This window comes from Pedobacter sp. GW821-FHT01D05 (assembly GCF_059422505.1).
In genome coordinates, this window is the sequence record NZ_JBWKXA010000005.1 from 77,036 (window position 1) to 98,097 (window position 21,062).

A 21,062-nucleotide genomic window follows, 5' to 3' on the forward strand; every position below is an offset into this window, starting at 1 on the left:
TAGCATTTTATTACATTTAAAGAGTTTTTACATTCGTGCCATGGAGCAGATCATAATCGAAAGGGCAACACCAGCTGATATCAAAAAATTACAGGAGATTGGAAGAACAACATTTTCTGAAGCTTTCGCAGATGTAAACACGGAGGAAAACATGAAAGATTACCTCGAAAAAGGCTTTTCGGAAGAAAAACTAAAAACTGAACTGAGTAATCAGGATTCTCAGTTTTATTTCGCGCTGCTTGAAGGAAAAGCGATTGGCTATTTAAAGATCAATATTGGGCAGGCACAAACCGAAAAACTAAACCTTGATGCGCTTGAAATTGAGCGGATTTACCTTTTGAAAGCATTTTACGGTCAAAAAGTTGGCCAGTTGCTTTATCAAAAAGCCATTGATATTGCGCTTGAACTACAAGCCAGTTATGTATGGCTGGGCGTATGGGAAGAAAATTACAGGGCATTAAGATTTTACGAAAAAAATGGCTTTACCCCTTTCGGTAAGCATAAATTTAGGCTTGGAGATGATGAACAAACCGATTTAATGATGAAAAAAGCATTGGTTGATAACGAATTAAAAGTATCCTAATGGAAAAAAGAAACCTCTTTTTGATTTTATTGATACTGGGTACGGCGTTCTGGGGAATTTCCTTTTCTGTTACCAAACTTGCTATCGGGCAGCACCAGCCTGTTCTGTTTTTGTTTTATCGCTTTTTACTCGCCACAATGGTGTTATCGGTTATTTTTTGGAAATATGTAAAAAAACTCGATTCAGCAGCTATTAAAACAGGCGCAAGTTTAGCTGTTCCACTGGTACTTGGCATTTATTTGCAAACATTGGGCATTACGCATACCTCAGCATCACAATGTTCATTTGTAGCCGGAATAACCGTTGTAATGATTCCGGTGATTAAACTTATTATTTATCGAAAACCTGCGGCACTAAAAATATGGATTGCGGCATTCACAGCTTTAATCGGCCTTTTTGTAATATCGGTTACCGATAAATTCAGTATTGGAACCGGCGATTTGTATACCATTATCGGTGCTTTTTGTTTCGCCATATATCTAATCCAGATCGAAAAGGAATCAACGGCAGGCGACATTATCCCTACCATTGTACCTATGTTTGCCACTTGTGCTATATTAACTTTTTTATTAACGTTTATTCAGGGAAACGCCACCTGGATTCCTCAGCAGGAAACATTTTGGATTGGAATAATTTTTTGTGCGCTATTTTCAACGGCATACATGTACACCATCTCGAATATTTCTCAAAAGTACATTAGCGCCGAAAGGGTATCCATCATCTATCTTTTCGAACCTATTTTCGGAGCCTTTGCCGCACACTTTATTTTGGGAGAAGAAATTACATCAAGGTTATTGATTGGTGGCGGAATGATATTTTTAGCAACGCTGATCGCTGAACTTAAGTGGAGAATGCCAAATCCATTTGCACTGCTTAAGGTATCGAAGGAGAAAAAATATTAGGTTTATGTTATTAAGTTAGGCATTCGGCACAAGCAAAAATAATTTAACCACAGATGCACACAGATATTAAAATCCGTGTGCATCTGTGGTTAAAAACGCTTAACTTAACAACATTGGGCATGTGCATGAGCGGTACATGCTTTTAGGGATCCGCTATTGACAGCTTATCGAAATTCCTCAGATTGTTTTTTAGTTAGCTGCAACTTTAACCGCATTGTTCTGCAACATCATTCTGGTTGCCAAAATGTGTTCACAAGGTCCTTTTCTAAGTTTATTGCTTAGATAAAAAGCGCATTCGCAAGTACCTTCAATTAAACGCTGATCTTTATCAATCCATGCCTGGGTACTAAAAGTTTCATTTTTAGTTTTCACTTTGCCTTTTATTTCAAGTACATCATCTTCAATTTTGGTGGCAATTTTTACATGATCTTTCGTTATAAATTCGTTCGCTATTCTTTCTTGTTCGCTACCAAAACGTAAAGCACTAAAATCGAGCGGTTCCTGGCTTAGTTCTCTTACGCGATAAACACCTTGTTTCAGATCGTAAATTACGCGTCCTGCCTGGGTGTAAGCCGTTAACGCCGACGAAACCACAGCAGCGCTCAGTCCTGTTTTTGTTGTTATTTCTGTTGTCGATGCATACCAGGTTTCTTTTAAAGCAGTAAAAACCTGTTGTTTGGTCAGTATATCTACATTTCCACGAGGTGCCATTAAATCGAAATTACCTGCCCTGCTCCAATCGTTATTTGTCCAGCCTGACAGTCCGAGCGTAAAAGTCATATCGCCCAGATCGGCCATAAAAAAAGAAGGCAATCCAGAGCCTAATAAAACTACTTTAAAACTTTTCGCAATCGGAATTAAACGTTCCAAAATCATCAGTCTTCTTCTGCCCCAAATTCTGATTGTCTTTTCCTCCGAACCAGTATAAATGGAGCGATGGAAAGTTAAGGTTTCATACCAGGGTTCGATAACCAGGCGTACCGGTTTACCTGGTTCTAAAATAAACCGCAACGCACGTGGGCCGGCAGTTTCTTTAAAACGGCGTAAGTATTGGCAAAGGCTAAAAATATCCATCGGATGCAGTTCGAATGCGGTTGCTGGCAAAGTCATTGCCGCACTTACCTGCAAAAAGCCCCTCACCCACGAATCCGGTAAATCTATTTTAACTTCTTTATAAACCTCTTCATTGGTGGTTTTTGCCTCAAATCCCGACGGATCAATTTTAAATGAGGTATCCTTATAGCCTCTTATTTTTTGGAATTCGCCATATAATTCTGCCGAATAATCGATATTTGTTGTGCCACATTTAAATTCATTAATTTCTGTAAACACATTATAGTTACAGCTTAGCTTACCGTACGAGGATTCATCTTGACTAAAACATTCGAAAAACAACTCATCAGGATGAACCGTAATCACCGGATCAAGAACAACCCATGCATCGCGATCATTTTTATACAAGTAATCGAAGTATCGACTCTTTGCTTTGTTAAATGGCCCAAGTAACCGATCTTTTTCCCGATAAATCTGCTTTAAATCGTTTCTAATTTCCTCGATGCGATTTCTCACCTGTTCTATTTGGAACCCAGCCATATATTCGCCTAGCCAAAGTTTCTCCTGTTCTTCCGCCCAGGCTTTATATTCAGCTTTATCTTTCGGTTTGTAACGAAGATCAGAAACAACTACATCATGCAACGCAGATATTGCCTCGCGAAAAGCGATCTTTTTATTTAATTTCCCAATAAAAAAAGTTGGATCACGCAGTGCATCTGGCACAAAACGCATTGCCGTTTCATTCGCATCATTACTGATGGAAGTGTTTCCACTATATTTATAATTGAATAACATGCGCTTCGTTTTTGATGATGAGATGCATATCCAAATCAGGATATTGCATTTTAATTTTTGTTAAGATGTCGATGCAAACAGCTTTATCCTGAATGGTTGATTGTGCTGAAACATCATCTAAAATACTTATTGCCCAAATTGCAGTTTCCACATTCTTTATCGATTCCTGGTGTAGGAAGTTAAAAATCCGATCTTTGGCTACCCTACCTTTGTTAACACGGGTAAGTGCCGAACGGAAGTAAAACGTTAACGCTCCCAGCAAATTAGGTTTATCTTTAGCGTACATGGATAGGTAGTTACTTACAAAAGCCTGAACATTTACACTTGGGTGCTCGCTTAATTTTATTAAATAATCTAAGGCATGTTCTGCATTGAAAAACCGGGTAATCATTTCCTTGCCAAAGCTTTCAACATCTGGTCTAATCGAATCTACAATTCCAATTAAGGTATCCGGATCCCAATCTGCTTCAGTAAACTCAGTTTTAAAAAAATGAAATGCATAAGCCCTGGTATCGTCCCATTTTGAATCTAACAGGTAAAGTGATTGATTTCTTTCCGCTCGGATCCGTGATACATGTTGCTTGAAATAATTCCAGCTCCATTGGCGGATAGCAAGGATTTCATGACTGCCAAAAGAAATAATCTGTCGCAAAGAAAACCGGTCCGGGTTACCATAAGCTTTCAGAATTTCATACCCTGCCAACTGACTAATCCGGTATTGTGCATGAATCAGTTTTGTAATATCTTTGGGCTGTAAACCACTGCTCCAGTATGGTTTTAGATTTTGCAGTAAAAATTCACTTAACTTCGTGTGTGAACCTTCAAACTTCTCTTTACGCATTAAAGCATAAACAAAATGTGGCACAATGGCATTTCCAATTTCAGATTGGTGAGCAGATATTTTCTCGATAATTTTAAATATAGCCTCTAAAACTTTTTCATCGCCACTATCAATCAGGCTGAGCAACAATTGGATATTTTCAACAATAAAATGCTCAGGGTATTTATTTAGTAACTCAATGCCCCCATCGCGAACTTCAGGAAATTCACTAAGCAATAACAATTTTGTTAAAGAGATCGGGATTTCCGTTGGAGAAACCTTTTTAACCTTATTCAGTAATATTTTCGTCGCCAAAATTTTATTGGTATTTAATACCGATGATATTAACTGCTCAACAATATTCCAGCTCAATTTTTCCATTTGCGTTTCAGCAAATAACCCTAAACGATCAATAGCATTTTTAGCTTGAAGATTGTTGCCGTCTGTATTTTCAAAATGAAGCAGTTCGGTAATCACTTTACCTAAAATAGCTTGTATCCTATCCTCAGAAAACAGATTTTTCTGTAATGTTTCATTGATCCAACTTTTACTTTCCGCTTGTGCATTGAATAACACAATCAACAAAAATTCAATATCATTAAAATACAGTACGATATTTCGGCTAACCAATTCTTGCGCCCAAAGCCTGGCGTTGCTACTATTGCAAGCCAATATTTCGGCCACAAAAACAGGGTTTTGAGCAAGCTTGTTTTCTTCGTTTTTCAGTATTTCAAACCCGAACTGATTTGGCAGATCGAACCTACTATTTAACAGTTGCAAAATCGAGCGTTCGTCAAAACGCTGGATAATCTCTTCATATTGTGGATGGGCCGTTAACCTTTCGTAAGCAAAAAGATGTATTCTATTCATCTCAGCTTGCATCAACAATTGTATATAAGCTTGAGGCATAGCATCCCAAAGCTCAGGATACAGCTCCAAACGCGATACACTTTTTACCTCTGTTTTTGGAGCAGTATCTTGCTCAACCACTGGCAGAGGTGGTGGTGTTACATTTTTCTTACCAAATAAACTTTTAAAAATATTCTTAGCCGCATCAATTACTGAAACACCGTTATCATTATTAAAACCTGTATTTGATCTGGCAGCTACGGCTCTAACATTGGCCGCATTGTAATAGTAATCAGGACTGGTTACCGTTCTGCTGTTGATTATAAACTTTAAATTAGCTTGCAACTGGCGCTTCGGATCATTACCAAAAAGGATGGTAGAAAGCAGTAGCGATTCAGAACATTCAGGATAATTGACAATTAGATACGAATATTGTTTCGTTTTATAATTGTACCGTCCGTATTCGCTCAATGGCTTTTCTTCCGCAATAGAATAATCTGTTTCTTTATACTGCAGTAAAATATTAACAGCAAGTTTTAAATAGGCTGAAGCATTTTTGGTTGCTCCGGCATTTTTAAGAAACTCGACTGCATTTTTCTGAAAATAGGTTTTAGTGTATTGCGAAAACGCCAGCTTACTATCTTTATTTTTAAGCTCTGCACCTACCCTAACGGTGAGGTCTATAGCGGTTAAATATTGCCTATAATGAGAATCAAGCGAATATGTTCGCCTAAACATGGCGGGTTGTTTCTCGAAACCATAAAATAAAATAGCCAAAGTTGTTACATCGTTTCTTAACTGCGCCAGTTTATAAATTGCCCTCAGGTGTTTAAAAAACGGTGGTTTGTATGGGCAGATTTTTAATACCTGATTAAGTATCGGCAACAAAGTTGGCTGCACTTTGCATAATAAATAAAGTGTGGTGAAACATTCTACCTCTTTATCGTTTATATTTTGACCTAAAGTGGCCTTAAGTAATTCTAAATCGTTTGTTTCTACAGCATATCTTATTTCTGCAGGTAGCTTTTCTAATAACTGACTGGTAATCTTTTGCTTTTCAGCCTCATTAGCAATCGTTAAAAGCCCCTCAAAAGCAACGTTTACGATATGACTTTTTTGTTTAACGTTATTGGCCAAAGCCATAAACAGTGGCTCGGCCGTAACCGCATTTAATTTTGTTAACGCATATAAGGCCGCGTAAGTTTGCATTTCATTCCCTCTTGTTGCCAGCTTGATAATAAACGGAACAGCCTCCTGCACGTTTAACATGCCTGCTTTCCAAATTACCCGACTAGTTTTCCATTCAGTTCTGAAACTGTTTCTACCAACCACAGCATCTTGAAGGCGTTGCAAAATTGTACCATTTAAAGTATCGGGTTCAACGGCATCTAAGGATGGGAGTTCCATAAATACTTCCGTTTCGGTTTGATAACCTTTTTTGCGTTTTTCATTTTCCAATTCTGCAAAAAGTACTTCAGCATTGGCCAAAGGTAATGCAGCAGGCGTTTTAGTTCCTTCTTTAAGCGTACTTCCTCTTCTACCGTATCTAAAATTCACCAAGAATTCGTTTGCAGAAAGCTCGCAAAGATCAATCTCATAAACCTTATCAGATTTTCCTTCTTTAAAAAATAATTTACTTTGTTTAATGAGTTTCATACAAAACGTTTAAAGAATGTTCCACCAATCGTACTGTTTGGCATCATTTGATGGTTTTATGAGGGTTTCCAATTTAACTCCGGGCACTACTTCTGCTACAATACTTTCGATTTCAACTTCCACAACCGCTTTCTCAACAGCCGGATAACCATGTTTGGCAACAATATTTTCGAGCTGAGCTTTAAAAGCGGCAGCCTTATTCTTATTTACCATCTTCACAAAATTGATGTAACCCTCCACAGCATTAATCAAATTTTTAGCATTGCCCCATTTTTGGTCTTTCCATCCATTCGATTCTATATGGTGCAAAAGCGCTCTAAATTTGCGCAGCTGATCTCGCTGAACATTTAATTTTTCGTTTACCACAATGCCGGTAACCTTTTGCAGATTACCTTTTCGCATAATATGCGTTTTGGCAGGGTGCATGGTAAAACCTTCAGATTCTATGATCTTTTTGAGAAAAAACAATAAACCGGCAATATTTTTTTCGTTTTCTTTCGATGTAGAAAAACTTAAATCATCAGCATATCGGGTATAAGTAAAGTTGAATTTTGATGCTAATCCTGTAATTTTCTTATCAAGTTTAAAAGCGATTAAATTGCTAATCGCTGGACTGGCAGGAGAGCCTTGCGGTAGCACACGATCTCCTTTTTGCACATAATAAGATACACCATCCATTTCTACATGTTCCGTTTCTGCGTGGGTACAGATTAAGCCAAACACCGTAGCAAGTTGCTCTGAGTAGCCTAATTTATGAAATAAACCCTTTACGCGTTTGTAACTAATACTTGGAAAGAAATCTTTTAAATCGACATTAATAACGATGTCTTTTTCAAGGTGTGGTTGCGCATTGCTGATTATGGAGCGTTCTTTGATAAAACCATGAACGTGATCATTAATTTCAATGCGGTTTAAAATCTTCTCCAATACCCAAAGTTGCAAGGCTTTTAGCCTCGATTTTGGTGCAGATATCAATCTTTTTCCACCTGTTTTTTTAGGAATTTCGAAAGTGTGGTAATGACTGATTCGGGAAACTTTTCTTTGATAGAGCAAGTACCGTAAAGCGGATAAATCTGTACCAATGGCTGATGCAAAATCGATAATCTGATTAAAAACCGGCAGATTAAATTTCTGTAAAGTTTCTACATCAGATTCCGTTTGATTTAAGCCACCTGAAACTCCATCGCCCAAATAAATGATCTGCTGTTGCTGAATATTCGTCCAGTTTGCGGCCTTATCATCCTTCTTTTGTTTGTTTTTTTGCTTGATTAACGCTCGTTTATCCTTTGCCAATTTCATGCGTGCTTTACGCATTTCTTTTAGCATGGCTTCTTGGTTCTGGTATTTCCGATCCTGCGCCAAAAGATTGTTCAGCTCTTGGTTTGCAACAAGTTCCCGTTTAATTAAAACTTCTGGTAAACTTGGTGTATCTGCAGATTCCCAAAAACCAAGACGCTGCATTTCTTCAAGGATATAACTTTCTTTTGAGGTAGCCCGAATACGGTCGTAGATTTGTTGTCGGCTCAGTTTTTCTGCCATTTGGAGCTTGATTTAGTTAAAAAGCCCTGTCTTTTTTATAAAACAGGGCCCGAATTTAAAATCCTTCGTATTTTCATAGGACTATATCAATCAACTCCAGAGAACATGTACTATACGTACGGTTAAACTCGTGGAGTATGGAACCGAAACCGTACGTATAGTACGTGTTCTCCCCATAAAGATTGCAGGTAGTGCCGAGTGTCAAATATTAGTTCATCGATGACGAAACATCACCATTTTCTTATTCAGAAAAAGCAAGGTATTTTTTAAATCCACGGGCAATATAGAAATAAATATTTCGATTTTGAAACTAATTTCTAAGTTACCTTCAAATTTTATTTTTACCATATGGGCGGTATTTTAAAGGAAAGAAATCAGACTTGATAATTCAAAGTTCGATTAATATCTAAGTTAAAGCTATACTGATCAACAGGAATACTTTTAACATTTAAATCACTTTTTACTGCTGATGAAGCCGATGGGTTAATATTGCCCTGAAATACCTGATTTATATTAGTGATAATCAAATCATCATTATTTATTCCTTTTTCCTTTTCATCAGCTAAAATATCAGACCCGCAAACTGATCAGGAAGAATGTTTTCAGATTTGAAGCATTTTTTAGTGCTTTACAACCCTTCTGCAACTGGTTCCGGATTTAGAATAAACTTTTTGTTCTTTACGTTAAAATTCACGTTAAGGTATCCGCCAACCCTGCCGATCTGATTGGAGATTAGAAAATCATTGCCTTTACCTGTCGTAATGTTATCATAAATGATGGTCATGACATTGCCTGTGGGCGTTTCGATATGGTCAAAATTAAGGGTCTGAAAGATTTTATTAGTTTCCTTATTGATGATCTTTAATTCGCGCATGTGTGCTTCGGTAGATTTGCTCTTTTTAGCATAAACACCCATAAAATAGTAATCCTTCAAAGACGGGAACTGAAGGATCCGGGTATTATCGAACGCTTCATCTGAGAGATCACTCAGTCTGTTTACAAGCCGCAGGTTTACTTTCAGTTTACTTTTACCGCGGCTCCAGCTACCTGTGAGCTGCTGAGGTGAAAAATTAAGATGAAAAGTGGCAGAAACCCTGTTATTAGCCCCAATTTCATAAATTTTAATCTCCTCGGTACTTTGGTTAAAAACGCCCTCAAGCCTAATAGGATGATTAAGTTTATCGTATTTATAGACACCAATAACATTATAGTGTTTTTTTGCAGGTTCACCGAAATAGCCTTCTTTTACCTGAAAAGATAAAGTAACCGGATACCTGTCGATTAAACCCGTGTAATTATAAGTATTGTACCAACCGGCAAAGGTTTTCACCGATGTTAAAATAAGGGTGGCCACCAATACAATAAGCTTTGTTTTCATGTTAAATTATTTGATTTTTTCTTTTAGCGCTGCCGCAATGTTTAGCAAAAGCGCTCTACTTCTATTCGATGACATAAAAGATCATTGAAGATTAAGTCTGTTTTGGTTCGTGTTTACTTAGGTATTTAGACCTGAAGCCAGATGGAGGCTCGCCAGTCTTGATAAAAAACAATCTGCTGAAATAGGCAGGATCGTCATAACCCAGTGAATAGGCAATCTCCTTTGCCGTTCTGTCTGTATGTACTAGCAATCTTTTTGCCTCCAGGATAATCCTGTTTTTGATGATCTCGTTCGGCTGGGGAAGTTTAAGCCGCTTGAACCTATGGGTAAGGGTTTTGGGGGCTATCACCAGCAGATCGGCGTAATCGGCAACATTATGCTTTTCCTTAAAGTTTGCTTCGACCAATTGGGTAAACTTTCTGAAGAACTCAAGATCATTGTTCGGTCTGGCCGCCATCACCCCATCCAGGTGTTGCACCTTCCATAGTCGGGTAGACTTGATCAAAAGCTGTTTAAGATAAGTCCTGATCATTTCTTCCAGCGATCCATCTTTCAGTTCAAATTCATCCTCTATCCTGGAAAACAGGTATTCAATAAATGTGGCATCCTGCTGGGGTATCACCGTCATTGGCATATTATTGATGTTATTGAACAGGAGCCCATCGCAGGCAACTTCTTCATCATGCAACTGTATACAATAGAAATCGCGGTTATAGAACACTAGACGACCTGATTGCTCACCAAGTTTTTCGATACTGAGCACCTGATTTGGACTGATAAAGAACAGCGTTGGACTGGTGGTGTGGTAAACGTTAAAGTCTACTTTTATTTCAAATCCTTCATTAAGATAAAGCACCTTGATATAGGACTTGTATGCTTCAGAATTGATGGCCTCAATACTTTCTAAATCAACATTTACCATGCCGATGGTTTTAAGGTTTACATCAAAAATGCTTTGTTTCATGAAAGGGTTAATAAAATGGATTAAAAAATAAAATTACCATTAATGGTAACGATTTCAATATTTGGTTAAAACAAAAATTACTTGCGGGCATTTAAACCTGCAAGTAATCTTATCTTATAGATTATTTTTTTGCAAACTGCTCAAGCTCCGAGTTGAATTTATCCATCTCTTCTACAAAAAGTGCGTGTCCGCTGTTCTCAAATTTCACGATGTATGAGTTTTTTAAGCCTTTATGCAATTGCTCAGCCAAGGCGAAATCAATCAGTTGATCTTTTGTACCCTGAAATATGGCTACAGGGATGGTTATGTTTTTAAGCACTGGGCGCAAATCCAGATCGCCAAGGGCACTGATAGACTCGGTAACTACATATGGACTTGCAGATAAGTTGATATTTTCAAGCCATTTCTCTGTATTTTTTTGAAGTGTGGTACCTTTGGCCGCAAATGCTGCACCTAACCCACCTATCAGCTCTTCCCTGTTGGTCATGGTTTGTTTGATCAGTCCGGCAGCACCTTCCTCAGATATTCCGTAATTATAATCCGCACGTTGTTTCCATGATGGAGCAGCTGCTGCAAATAGTGCCAGTTTGCTCACATGTGCAGATTTATACTTGTTTATATAATGAATGGTAACGGCACCACCCATAGAAAAACCACCCAATACAGCATTCTCTATTTTTAAGGTATGGAGAACGGCATAAATGTCATCGGAAAAAACATCGAAATTGTACTTTCCATAAGGTTTATCAGATTTACCGAAACCACGTAGTGTAATACCGATTACCCTGAAACCTTTCCTTACCAGATATTGATACTGATATTGGTACATTTCATCGCTAAGTGGCCATCCGTGGATCAATACAATTGGTTTACCTTCGCCAAGATCGGTTACGTGAAGTTTTACACCTGGCTCAACTTCGATATATTCAGACCTTCCGGCTGAAGCTGGGACTCTTTTGTTTTGTGAAAAAGCGAATTGGCTTGTTAATAAAGTCATGATTAGACTTGCGGTTAAGATTAGATTTTTCATTGTTATTTTTTTTAAAATTAATGTTTGAAATATTTTTTGTTTATTGACAATACAAAGATGGGGAGAACGCCAGGCCCAGGGAATGGACAAACGGACAACAATATTGTACATTTTTCCCATAAAGGATATTTATGACACTTATTCTAAACCCTTATCAACGAACGATTAGACTTTTATCCTATTCCACCTAGCTTACTTAATAATACCAAAGCAAATATCCCGGGAACATTTAATTATAGCAATTACGGAAACACCAATTGCATAGGGATAAATTTTACGCTATCCGAATCGTAATACCGTACTTGTAGGAAACTATAGTATACCTGAATTTTGTATAAAAATATATACAATGGAAAGGGAATTTAATTTCAACAACGAACTATCTGGTAAGATTGCCCTGGTAACAGGCGGTACCAAAGGCGCCGGAAAAGCAATTGCCGAAAGGCTACTGGCAGCCGGGGCACAAGTGATCATTACTGCAAGAAACCCGCCCGCAGCGCCCAATGAAAAGCTGCATTTTATTTCGGCAGACCTGAGCAAGTCTGCTGGAACAGCAAAAGTAGTAACAGCGGTATTATCAAAATTTGGCAGGCTCGATATCCTGATCAATAGCCTTGGTGGCTCGGAAACTCCAGCAGGTGGTTTTGCTAATTTAACCGATGAACACTGGGAAGAAACATTGCAAACCAATCTTTTAGCGCCAGTAAGATTAGACAGGGCATTTTTGCCGCAAATGATCAAACAAAAAACAGGTGTAATTATCCATATCGCATCTATTCAAGGCAAACTTCCATTATATGAAAGCACACTCCCCTATGCGGCGGCAAAGGCCGGACTGATCAATTACAGCAAAGGACTTTCTAACGAAGTTGCTCCAAAAGGAGTTCGGGTTTTAACGGTTTCTCCGGGCTGGATCATGACAGACAGCTCAAAGAGAATGATGGAACGCATATCGCAGAGCAAAGCAATTTCGATAGAACAGGCCACACAAAGTGTAATGGATGCACTTGGCGGCATTCCATACGGCCGACCTGCCATGCCAGAAGATGTGGCAGAAATGGTTGGGTTTCTTGTTTCGCCAAGGGCAAGTTACCTTACCGGAACCGAATTTGTAATTGATGGAGGCACCATACCCACCGTTTAAAATTACAACAATACCAGCCTGGGTTGCATTTGGAATAAGTTTAAATCGCTGACCGAAATCAACCTGGGCATAATTTAGCTAATATTCACTCAGAAAAAATCAGGTCAACTGCGGATATCCTTTCAGAATTACACGCTTCAAACTGTCCTGATACGCATCTCCCCAATTTCCAATAGCGGCGATCACAGGTATCAGGGTTTTGCCAAACTCAGTAAGCGAATACTCTACCTTTGGTGGCATCACCGGATAGATTGTTCTGATAACCAATTCATGGTCCTCGAGTTCCTTTAGCTGAATATTGATTACCCTACGACTTGCATCTGGTATTTTGCGTTGCAGCTCGCTGGGGCGCAAATAACCCTCGTTGATAAACCACAACAAGCGTATTTTCCATTTGCCATAAAGCACCTCTCCAACTAAATCGAGACCACAGTTTAAATTGGGAAAAGTTTTTTTCTCATACATCTAACAAAGATACATGTAGGCCATTAACGAAACAATACGGATAAATTTTTCCCTATCCGAATCGTAATGCCCTACTTGTGCACCACGCCAGTACTACCGAAATTTGTACAACAATAAGTTAATCTAAAAATAAATATCATGAACTTACCAAATTTTATAACAGACTTCATTGAAGCGCAAAACAGCCATGATGCCGTAGCTTATTCCTCACTTTTCTCAGAAAACGCCGAAGTATTCGACGAAGGAAAGAACCATATCGGAAGAGCTGCAATTCAAAAATGGATTGAAAATTCGAACCAACAGTATCAAGCTACTTTAAAACCGATTAGTTATAAGGAAGATGAAAAGGGTTCGGTATTTACAGCTGAGATTTCGGGAACATTTCCAGGTAGCCCGGTCATTCTTAATTTTAACCTTGTTCTTCAGCAGGGTTTAATCCAATCGCTTAAGATTACCGGTTAATGCTAAACTTCCAGAGTCCATAAAATCGTAGCAATGCCGCAGTACAGCTTTAGATATTTTGCAGCATTGCTAACTGCTATTCCCCATCACAAGACTGAACCATTAGCAAGAATACATCAAAAATGGTAGTTAGCTTTTTGATCGGTTTTAGATTAGTTCCATTTGCACAGCCATTTTAACCAAAGATGCAATATTACGAGCGTGAAATTTAGAAAGTAGATTTTTTCGATGAGTATCTACTGTAGTTACGCTAACAAAAAGTTTAATGGCAATTTCATTATTGGTTAGACCATTAGCGATAAGTTCTAGCACTTCCTTTTCTCTTCTGGTTAGAATTATTTTAGTACTTTCCTTTGTTCTAAGCATTTGAAATGCATCTCCACTTAAATAAGTTTTTCCTGCATTTACCGTAAATATGGCCTCTAATAACTCGTTTTTTGTAGCATTTTTAAGTACATAGCCCGATGCACCGTTTTCAATTATTTTTTGAATAAAACTTTGCTGGTTAAAAGTGCTCAAACCTAAAATATGTATGCCAGGGTATTTTTCTTTGATCGTTTTGCAAAGATCTATTCCACTCTCTTTACCTAAATTAATATCCATTAGTATGACATCAGGTTGGTGGTGCTGCAAAAGGGCAAGGCACGATTCCCTAGATGTAGCATGCCCCTGCCATTCTATATTTTTTTCATTTTGCAGTAACGAACGAACGCCCTCAATTACAAGGTAATGATCATCTACAATCAACACACTTACTCCATTCATAATTTGAACTCGATTAATACCGACGTGCCTTTATCGGGCTCAGTTTTAACATCTATTTTTCCCTTTAAAAAGTCGACCCTATTTTTCATATTGGCCCAACCAATTCCGTGTGTTTCGGTTAATAGATCTGGGTTAAATCCTTTGCCATCATCTTCTACCGTTACTGTTATGGTGTCATCGCTTTTGGCCAGTTGTACAATGGCAGTATCAGCCGAAGCGTGTTTAATAGTGTTATTAAGCAATTCTTGTACTATCCTAAAAATGGTTATCGAAGTTGTGTTATCAAGTTTAGCCGTTTCCATTCCAATAGATTGATAATCCACCTGCAATGCGCCTGTAAGATTTATATCTGTACAAAAATCTCTTAAAGCCGTATCCAAACCAAATTTAACAAGTGCTTCTGGCATCATATTATGAGCTATTCTGCGCATCTCTTTAATGGAACTATCTAACATATCCATACTTCTATTAAATGCCATGGCATTTTCTGGTGTCATAACTAAATTTCCCTGCATGTGTCCAAATGAGTGTTTTAAACCTGAGAGCATACCCCCCAGGCCATCGTGTAAATCTTTAGCCAAACGTGTTCTTTCCTGCTCCTCTCCTTTTAATACGGCCTCAGTTGCAGTAAGCTGCTTTTCAGTTTCTAGTTCGTTAATGCGTTGCTGTTGTATTTTTTGACGGTGTTTGTAGTTGCGGTATACCATTGCGAAAATGAGGATCAACAAAAGCGCACCGCCAATTAGTATATAATTTAAGGTGTTTTTTTGTTGGATAGCCGCTTGTTGCAGCCTGATCTGACTGTCCTTTTTTTCAGTTTCGTATTTTTTTTCGAGATCTGCTGCAGATTTAGCCACTTCTTCATTCAAAGCGGTTCTTTCAAGTGAATCTGCCTTGCGTTGTGCATTCGATGAAGTGATGAAGTCGCCCTGTGTGGCGGAAATGTAGGAGAGCAGGCGATAACCGTTCTGCATCTCATGCCTGATGGAATCGGCTTTGGCAATAGAAAGTGCCTGCTTCACATAAGCAAGGGCTTTCCTATTGTCCCTGGTATAGTAATGGGCAGCAGCAAGGTTGTAATAAGCAGTGGCTAGTAGCTGACGGCTATTCATTTCCTTGGCAAGCGTAAGGGAATGTGCAGCCATTTCCCGCATTTTATCATACTTACCTAAAGAAGAATAAAAATTAGTAATGTACTTATAGATGCTTGCTTCGGCAAAGCGGTCGTTTAGCTGCTTTGAAGAACTGAGCGCCTTGTCATAAAAATAAATTGCACTGTCGGGTAATCCCAGTATTTCATATTCCTGGGCAATGCCTGCATATAGTCGGTTCACATAGCCAGCAGTAATATTGTACCGCTTCCTAAGACGCAGTCCCGTCAATCCTGCATCCAGGGATTTTCGGTGTTGCCCAAGATCGGCATAGGCATTACTAATACTAATATATAGGCCAACCATTTTGGCAGTATCCTTTACTTTTTCAGCTTTTGCCTGAGCCTGCAAAACATAGTCCAATTCCTCTTGATATCTGCCAAGATATTGATAACAGATAGACATCATATTGAGCATCGCTATTTCAAATCCTGGTTGTTTTAAATGCCGTGCAATCATTAAACCCTTTCGACTCTCTTCTAATGCCTTATGGTGTGCCCCCTGTGTAAACGATACCACGGCCACACGTTCATGATACAGATAGCGGCCTCGTTCATATGATAATTTTTCGGCGAGGTTACCTAAGAGTCTCAAAAAATGCCTGGCCGAATCCAGATTATTTTTCTCATAGTATTTGGCCAAATTGTAATAGGTTTTAACACAGTTTGTATCTTGCCTATGAACACGAAGTAACTTTAGCAAACTATCCTTTTCGTTTGTTTGTGCATTTAAATTAAAGGCATACAAAAAGCATATCAATGCAATAATTCTTTTTAGATACATGGCTTTAGTTATGGATACAAATAAACCGAATTGTTAGCCTGATAGTACTCCCCTTTTTACAGGATTTTTATTAAAGCTACAAAATATCTTTCGCCAGGAAAACAACCTGGTCAGCCCTAATTCAATCATTTTGTAAAAATCCTCTTTTTACAGGATAAGATCGGCTGACACTGCTACCTAAATTAGCCTTGAGAAAAACATATCCGTAATAACTAAAACCTACAACATGAAAACTAAAAATTTAATGCTGACAATACTGCTTCTTGCAGGAAGTATTACAGTACAAGCACAATTTCTTAAAAAACTAAAAGAGAAAGTAAACGCAACAGTAGACAAGAAAATAAATGCCACCGTTGATAAGGCAATCAGTAAAACAACAGATAAAGTTGTAGACAGCTCCTCCCGAAAAATTGAAAAAATGGCGAAGGATATAGGTAAAGGAAAAAAAGATAAAAAGAACGCTTCAGACAAAACTAATCAGAACAAATCCGTTCCGGAAACTGAAAAACCAATAGTACAGGACAGTACTACCAAAAAAGACCCCAATAAGGCTTAGAAAATCAACGACATATGAGTATGAAAAATTGTAAAATAGTTAGGTCCATACTGCTCATGGTCTTTTTATTACTGCCTGCATTACTTGTTGCACAAAAAAAGTCGGGCAAAGAAAAGCCGCCAACCAAAAAAGAAATGGAAGCCGCAATGAAAGAAGCAAAGGGCATGATGGATGAGATGATGAAAGAGATGAGCCCTGAAGATAAAAAGATGATGGATAGCCTAGGTATTAAAATGCCCGATATGAACAAGGCGGTTAAAAATATGCCTGCCATATCAGACAAGAAACTTGCCAAAGCGTGGGAAGATGATAAGCTTATCGTACCAAAAAAGGATGGGGTTAGAATTGCAGCAATTGCAAAGGGCGTAAACGCTGCTCGGATTTCTGCATATGTAAAAGCGATACAGACAAAACTTAGCGCTGCTTTAGAAGCAAATACAGTTATGCTGGCTGATAAGGTGTATAGTAAAATTAAAGCAAAAACAAAAAATGGCGAAGACGCCGATGCAATGGCCAGTGCGTTTTGGGCGAGCGGCCACCCGGAATTAGCTGTTTATCTGCTTGGTAAAGTATGTACCGATTATCCAGCACAGTATAATGCACTGAGTAATTATACTGCAGCACTTACGATGTTAAATGGCGAGCACTTAGCTATCCCAATCTTAGAATATCTTCATAAAAGCTTTCCTAAAAACACCACCGTCATGAACAATCTTGGGCAGGCATGGTTTGGACTGGGCGAACTGCAAAAAGCAGAAAACTACTTGGATAGTGTTACTGATGTATACGTACATCACCCGCAGGCAACCTTAACGCAGGCAGCCATTGAAGAAAGCAAAGGCAATACAAAAAAAGCTGCAGAACTTGTCAAGAAGTCTATTAAACATGCTTACACAAGGGAAAAAGAAGAGAAGCTGGCAAAGTTGGGAGAAAAGATAAGCAGCATCAACTTAAGAGTTCCGTTCAAACCCAGCTCCGATCCGTTGGGGCTAGGCAACACCAAACGCCCAGACTACCCTAATAGTATTGCAGAAATAAATGCGTTGTTGCCTATGTGGGAGCAATTTAACAATGGTATAGCAACAGCCATTGCAAAAGCAGAAAAAGAGCTGGCAGATGAAACAGCATTGTATGCAAAATACATATCTACAACGACAGGTAAAGTAATGGGCGCAATTCAACAAACTATTAACACAGGTGTGGCCACTCCAATAAATATGGAGCCATTGCACGCCCGCAAAGCTGGCTTACAAGTGCAGCAGTTAGAAAAATATTACGCTGCAAAAATGAAAAAGCTTACCGAAAGCTATATGAAACTTCAAACTGACCTTACCGCGATTAGAAAAAACAAAAAAATACCTCCGCCAGAAGCTCCCTGCACAGCACATCGGGACGCCATCAATGCGATGTTGAAAGAGTTGAACACCAGGAAGAAAGAATATGATGAAGAGGCCCTCACGCTTTTTAAACATTATGCCAATGACTTTGCGTACTGGGCACAGTATACCAGTTTGGATATTCATTCCTTCAAAATAATTGAACTGCAATTTCAACTGTTCTGGCTGCAGAAAAATAGGGAGCTTCAACCTTTGGATATGCAGGATTATAAAAACGCCTATGCAGACTGTGAAGAGAAAGCAGAAGCAAAACCAGGTAAACTGGCAGAGTTTGATGATGTGGCCTGTAATTACAAGGCTGAAATTGACTTAGGCTATGTAACGTACAAGTTTAATTGCAGCCATAGCAGCATGACCATTGAATTTAATGATAATGCAATCATCTTCAAACACCTGGGTAACAATTACATTGGCAGCACAGTAAAAATAAAATCGGGCGCAAGCGCCAAAGGAAAGCTTGGTCCACTGGAAATTAAAGGAGCCATTGGCAGCGATTTTACCTATGAACTGGATGAAAATAATGAGATGAAAGACTGGAAAGGAACCGCAAATGCAAGTGTGGAAGGCTCGGCTGGTGTGGATGAGGAACCCATTAGCGGCGAACTTACCGTAAAACAGGAGTTCGAGTTGGAAATGAGTAAAAAAGCAGGCGTAGGCGATTTTACGGCCACCTCCTCTGCAACCGTAAAAGCGGGCATAGGCAAACAGGAATTAGAAGCCGGAATACAGAAACAAATCAGCCTTATCAGTGGTCATGGCTCGGTAACTGGTACCGGTATCGCCAAAGGAATCATCATCAGGCAGTGGTAAAACATCAATCATTAAACAAAATAGGAATATGAAAACTAAAGCTTTGCTTGTTGCCCTGTTTACTTTTTCTTTCGCCAATGCCCAGCAGGTTGACAGTCGCGGAATGTACGATAAAAAGGATTTTGAACATATTGAAATCGGATGGTTAAATCCCCTAAAAAACGAACCCGCGAAACCCATTACTGAAAATGGCTGGAGCTATCCTGTGAACCAAACTGATATGGGCAGAAAAATTGGTACTTGGTTGCAACAAACCTATACACCTATCGGACTATTAGGCGAGCTCAAACTGGACCTGTTTAGGCCCTCTGCTTCTAAATACAAAGGCACAAAATATTATGGCGCAGATGAGGCTGAAAAAGACAACCGCTTCGCACTCCCCAATTCCTATGGGGCGCTGGCTAAGTTTCATCTATGCTTATCTAAAACAAGCACACATAAATTCTTTCCAACACCAGGAAACCATTGTTATACCCGGCTTGACATCATGGCGAACAACGTAGAATTGATTACCAAACAGATAATTGTGCTTTCTACTCCTACCGACTATTATTGTACCATGCCTGATTATACCGTTGGACAAAAAGGGGAATATGAAAAAGACTGGCTCGATGAAATGACTGCTTATAGAAATTTTACAGGCAGCCCGAACCTGCAACCTTATCGTCATTATCTGTTCCCGGTAGGCAACCAATTATCTTACGTGGTAATTATGACGAGGAACAGGCAGCCACTTCCTTTTGAGCAAGTTACGGTAGCTGAACTTTTACGGCAATTAGAAAGTCAGTTTCCCAAGCTACATCAATTTGCAGTAAACCGAAAGCTGATTTATGAAAACTACCTGGAAAACGCAAAAAAAGGAATGCAGGTATTAAAAGAACAGCTAAAGCAACAGGAAAATAAATTCGTATATTTTAATACTATTGAACGACAGATAGATATCATTGATTTAGCCAATATCGGTAGCAGTGGAAAATTACCTAACTGGATACAAACCGAAAAAAACACTCAAAACCTTGACCGATGGGGAAAAGCAGTTTCTTCCTCTACAAATTACCCATTGCTTCGGTTAAAAAAAGGAGTAAAAGAAGATTGCGCTACCAGCGGTCCGCAATGGCTCGTGTTCAAGCTGGATGGACCTATTAATGCGGGATATGGCGGTGCTGTGCAACTGATGGATAATTTTGTCAACCGTTTTAATTATGACTACGTATATCGTTATTTTTTTGGAAAGGATAAAGTGATTGAGCCATATCAACCGCTTGGATTAGCCTTTAAAGAAAAGGAGCAGCGAGCCTCGGCGGCGTCAGAACTTTCTGCCGCAGCAAAGAAAAATGCTGCTGATAAAACTGTATTGTTCTTTGAAGATTTTTCCAGTACAGCTGTTGGCTCCTCATCGCAAGACTGGAAAACCCAACGAAGCGAAGTTTCTGGCGAACAACCAGTAGTAGCTACACTAGATAAGGCTGAAGGCAAGTGGTTAAGGTTGAAAAGAAATGCAGCTCCGAAAAATTTTCCGCAAAATATAAATGGAGATTTTGAGCTAAGCTATGATCTTCTGGTGCAAAAGGGCGATGTGCCATGGGGCACACCAGGAATTGACGTGCAGCTAAAGTTTTCAGGCAATGCCGGAGAAAAAAATATCATCTTAAATGTGTCACCAGGTGATATGAACCGGTCAGATGCCGCTGGCTGGATAATGATTAACGGATTGACAACCTGTAAGGTCTCCAACTATTATTCTCTGTCCGGTTTCACTGGCAGCAAGCCAGTTAATCAAGCTACCGTGAGCCTACAAAAAAAAGGGGAAAGCATATTGATCAGGTGCAACAACAGCAAGGTGTACGAATGCAACACAGCTTTTTCACCCAGCATGGTCTTAAAGGATCTCAATTTTTACGTGAACGAAAAAAATCAGTTCTACATCAGCAATATTCATATCAAGAAATTATAATCCACT

The 21,062-nt window shown here is 38.9% G+C and carries 16 protein-coding genes; 7 read left to right on the top strand and 9 right to left on the bottom strand.

Annotated elements, in window-relative coordinates; genetic code table 11:
* The first annotated feature begins 40 nt into the window (after positions 1-40).
* Positions 41-583, top strand: a complete 543-nt coding sequence (locus AC07VK_RS17795; RefSeq protein WP_492962150.1) for a GNAT family N-acetyltransferase — start codon at positions 41-43, stop codon at positions 581-583.
* Positions 583-1,485 (top strand): DMT family transporter, encoded by a 903-nt coding sequence (locus AC07VK_RS17800; RefSeq protein ID WP_492962152.1) that lies wholly within the window; start codon positions 583-585, stop codon positions 1,483-1,485. Before AC07VK_RS17795 ends, AC07VK_RS17800 begins: the two co-directional genes overlap by 1 nt.
* A gap of 189 nt (positions 1,486-1,674) precedes the next feature.
* Here AC07VK_RS17800 and AC07VK_RS17805 read toward each other — a convergent pair whose 3' ends face one another.
* The 6 genes from AC07VK_RS17805 to AC07VK_RS17830 form a co-directional block, all read right to left on the bottom strand.
* Complete coding sequence (locus tag AC07VK_RS17805; RefSeq protein WP_492962154.1) at positions 1,675-3,333, bottom strand: hypothetical protein; 1,659 nt, start codon at positions 3,331-3,333, stop codon at positions 1,675-1,677.
* Positions 3,317-6,658 (bottom strand): hypothetical protein, encoded by a 3,342-nt coding sequence (locus AC07VK_RS17810; protein ID WP_492962156.1) that lies wholly within the window; start codon positions 6,656-6,658, stop codon positions 3,317-3,319. Before AC07VK_RS17810 ends, AC07VK_RS17805 begins: the two co-directional genes overlap by 17 nt.
* A gap of 9 nt (positions 6,659-6,667) precedes the next feature.
* Complete coding sequence (locus AC07VK_RS17815) at positions 6,668-8,197, bottom strand: reverse transcriptase family protein (RefSeq protein ID WP_492962158.1); 1,530 nt, start codon at positions 8,195-8,197, stop codon at positions 6,668-6,670.
* Positions 8,198-8,825: 628 nt separating this feature from the next.
* Positions 8,826-9,575, bottom strand: a complete 750-nt coding sequence (locus tag AC07VK_RS17820) for a hypothetical protein (RefSeq protein WP_492962160.1) — start codon at positions 9,573-9,575, stop codon at positions 8,826-8,828.
* Positions 9,576-9,666: 91 nt separating this feature from the next.
* On the bottom strand, positions 9,667-10,539 hold the full coding sequence (locus AC07VK_RS17825; protein WP_492962162.1) for a helix-turn-helix domain-containing protein: 873 nt from the start codon (positions 10,537-10,539) through the stop codon (positions 9,667-9,669).
* A gap of 121 nt (positions 10,540-10,660) precedes the next feature.
* The gene (locus AC07VK_RS17830) at positions 10,661-11,569 is read right to left on the bottom strand and encodes an alpha/beta fold hydrolase (protein ID WP_492962164.1); all 909 of its coding nucleotides are present in this window, start codon (positions 11,567-11,569) and stop codon (positions 10,661-10,663) included.
* A gap of 349 nt (positions 11,570-11,918) precedes the next feature.
* Between AC07VK_RS17830 and AC07VK_RS17835 the strand changes: the two genes are divergently transcribed.
* Positions 11,919-12,713 (top strand): SDR family oxidoreductase, encoded by a 795-nt coding sequence (locus tag AC07VK_RS17835; RefSeq protein WP_492962165.1) that lies wholly within the window; start codon positions 11,919-11,921, stop codon positions 12,711-12,713.
* 99 nt (positions 12,714-12,812) lie between these two features.
* Here the strand turns inward: AC07VK_RS17835 and AC07VK_RS17840 are convergent, their stop codons facing one another.
* On the bottom strand, positions 12,813-13,178 hold the full coding sequence (locus AC07VK_RS17840; RefSeq protein WP_492962167.1) for a winged helix-turn-helix transcriptional regulator: 366 nt from the start codon (positions 13,176-13,178) through the stop codon (positions 12,813-12,815).
* A 138-nt stretch (positions 13,179-13,316) separates the two neighbouring features.
* Here AC07VK_RS17840 and AC07VK_RS17845 point away from each other — a divergent pair, with 138 nt between their 5' ends.
* Complete coding sequence (locus AC07VK_RS17845; protein ID WP_492962169.1) at positions 13,317-13,640, top strand: nuclear transport factor 2-like protein; 324 nt, start codon at positions 13,317-13,319, stop codon at positions 13,638-13,640.
* A gap of 147 nt (positions 13,641-13,787) precedes the next feature.
* On the opposite strand, the gene AC07VK_RS17850 is transcribed toward AC07VK_RS17845, so the two are convergent.
* The gene (locus AC07VK_RS17850; RefSeq protein ID WP_492962171.1) at positions 13,788-14,405 is read right to left on the bottom strand and encodes a response regulator; all 618 of its coding nucleotides are present in this window, start codon (positions 14,403-14,405) and stop codon (positions 13,788-13,790) included.
* Positions 14,402-16,339: a sensor histidine kinase gene (locus AC07VK_RS17855; RefSeq protein ID WP_492962173.1), complete on the bottom strand. Its 1,938-nt coding sequence runs from the start codon at positions 16,337-16,339 to the stop codon at positions 14,402-14,404. The genes AC07VK_RS17850 and AC07VK_RS17855 overlap by 4 nt, the downstream gene beginning before the upstream one ends.
* Before the next feature lie 226 nt (positions 16,340-16,565).
* On the opposite strand from AC07VK_RS17855, the gene AC07VK_RS17860 reads away from it, so the two are divergent.
* Genes AC07VK_RS17860 through AC07VK_RS17870 form a run of 3 tightly spaced genes read left to right on the top strand, consistent with a single transcriptional unit; the run spans position 16,566 to position 21,056 of the window.
* The gene (locus AC07VK_RS17860; RefSeq protein WP_492962175.1) at positions 16,566-16,895 is read left to right on the top strand and encodes a hypothetical protein; all 330 of its coding nucleotides are present in this window, start codon (positions 16,566-16,568) and stop codon (positions 16,893-16,895) included.
* A 56-nt stretch (positions 16,896-16,951) separates the two neighbouring features.
* Entirely contained in the window at positions 16,952-19,102 is a 2,151-nt protein-coding gene (locus tag AC07VK_RS17865; protein ID WP_492962177.1) for a tetratricopeptide repeat protein, read from the top strand.
* A 28-nt stretch (positions 19,103-19,130) separates the two neighbouring features.
* A complete protein-coding gene (locus AC07VK_RS17870; RefSeq protein WP_492962179.1) occupies positions 19,131-21,056 on the top strand; it encodes a hypothetical protein in 1,926 nt (641 codons plus the stop codon).
* The last annotated feature ends 6 nt before the right edge of the window (positions 21,057-21,062 follow it).